The following is a 1,916-nucleotide window of genomic DNA, read 5'->3' on the forward strand; positions in this document are numbered from 1 at the left end:
CCGTCAGGCGCCAGCTGTCCTCCGGCCGACGCCGCCAGGCGCCCGAGCCCGAGCACGGCGCGTCGACCAGCACCACATCGGCCTGACCGTTCAGATCCTCGACCCCGCCGCCGTTCGTGCCCAGCAGGCGCAGGTCAGCCTCGACGCCCGCGCGCGCCAGTCGCGGCTTCACATTGTCCAGACGCTTGGCCGAGACGTCGCAGGCGATCAGCGACCCCTGCCCCTGCATGGCCTGCACCAGGCCCAGCGTCTTGCCGCCGCCGCCCGCGCAATAGTCCACCACCGTCGCGCCGGGGAAGGCGCCGGACAGCCAGCCGACGACCTGACTGGCCTCGTCCTGAATCTCGAAATGACCGTTCTGGAAGCCGTCCAGAGGCTGCACGTTCGGCGCAGGCTCGGCGTCCAGACGCAGGCCCCAGCCCGACAGTTCGGTGCGCTGGGGCGACAGGCCCGCGTCGCGCAGTTCGGTCTCGACCTCTTCCATCGTGGCGCGCAGACCGTTGACCCGCAGGTCCACCGGGGCGCGGCCGCTCAGGGCCTCGACCTCTTCACGCCAACGGTCGCCGTGGGTCGCCTTCAGGTCCGCCGTCACGAAATCCGGCAGGGCGACCTCGGCCAGATCGACCGCGTCCTCGCCCGCCATGACGCGGCCGCGCTCGTGCTTGGACAGAGGACGCGGGCCATAGCCTTCGCCGTTGTAGAGGGCCTCGATCTCCTCCAGCGTCGCGCCGTCCAGCACCGACAGAGCGCCGACGATCAGGGCGCGTCCATCCTGACGCCCGCCCATGAAGGCCGACAGGCGACCACGCCCGCGCAGCACCTGATAGACACGCTCGGCGATGGCGCGGCGGTCACCCGAACCGGCATAGCGGTTCTGCTGGCTCCAGGCCTTGAGCACGGCGTCGGCGGGCTGGCGGCCTTGGGAAATGCTGTCGATGATGGCGGCGGCGGCGGCCAGACGGGCGGCTGGGGTCAAATCAGACTCGGATGAAAAGGGCCAGAAGGCACAGCGCCAGTCCCGCAAGCGAGACCAGCCAGACCAGCGACCGGATATAGGGAACGCCCAGGGCGTACAGCGGGATATAGGCGACGCGCGCCCAGAAGTAGAGGGCCGCGCCCCAGGCCGTCAGCGCGCCGGTCCGATCGGCGACGTGCGCGATCAGCACGGCGCCGATGAACAGCGGCAGGGTCTCGAACAGATTGGCCTGGGCGCGGTCCAGACGCGCGACCACGGGGCCGGTCGTTCCGGGCGTGTGGTCTCGCGTTCCGAACCCCCACTTCAGACCGAACTTCAGGTCACGCGCGGCGGCCGGCGCCATGATTTGCACCAGGGCCAGCACCAGCGTCGCCGCCAGATAGGTGAGTTCGATCGTCACGCCCGTCTCCTGTTCTGCAAGCCTAAAACAAAACCGCTCCCGGCCGGGGCCGGGAGCGGATCAGGTCAGCCCTGACGATAGTTGGGCGCCTCGCGCGTGATCATCACGTCGTGGACGTGGCTTTCACGAAGGCCCGCATTGGTGATGCGGACGAAACGCGCGCGCTCCTGGAAGTCCGGGATGGTGGCGCCGCCGACATAGCCCATGGAGGCGCGCAGGCCGCCGACCAACTGATGCACCACCGGGGCGATCGGCCCCTTGTAGGCGGTCTGGCCCTCGATGCCTTCGGGGACCAGCTTCTCGGACGAGACTTCCTTCTGGAAGTAGCGGTCGGCCGAGCCGCGCGCCATGGCGCCCACCGAGCCCATGCCGCGATACGACTTGTAGGACCGGCCCTGATACAGGAAGACCTCGCCGGGGCTTTCGTCCGTGCCCGCGAACATCGAGCCCATCATGGCGACATTGGCGCCCGCCGCGATGGCCTTGGCCAGATCGCCCGAGAACTTGATGCCGCCGTCGGCGATGACCGAGGCGCCCGTG

Annotated in this window: 3 protein-coding genes; all 3 read right to left on the minus strand. The window is 69.6% G+C overall.

Annotated features, from left to right (window positions below):
- Window positions 1-976, minus strand: a 976-nt coding sequence (locus RT567_RS16350) for an RsmB/NOP family class I SAM-dependent RNA methyltransferase (RefSeq protein WP_313577257.1), incomplete at its 3' end; no start/stop codon positions are given.
- A 1-nt stretch (window position 977) separates the two neighbouring features.
- Complete coding sequence (locus tag RT567_RS16355; protein WP_313577258.1) at window positions 978-1,376, minus strand: MAPEG family protein; 399 nt, start codon at window positions 1,374-1,376, stop codon at window positions 978-980.
- Window positions 1,377-1,441: 65 nt separating this feature from the next.
- Window positions 1,442-1,916: IMP dehydrogenase (locus RT567_RS16360; protein ID WP_313577259.1), on the minus strand; the 475-nt coding region annotated here is incomplete at its 5' end.

Source organism: Brevundimonas sp., assembly GCF_032107865.1.
Taxonomy (GTDB): domain Bacteria; phylum Pseudomonadota; class Alphaproteobacteria; order Caulobacterales; family Caulobacteraceae; genus Brevundimonas.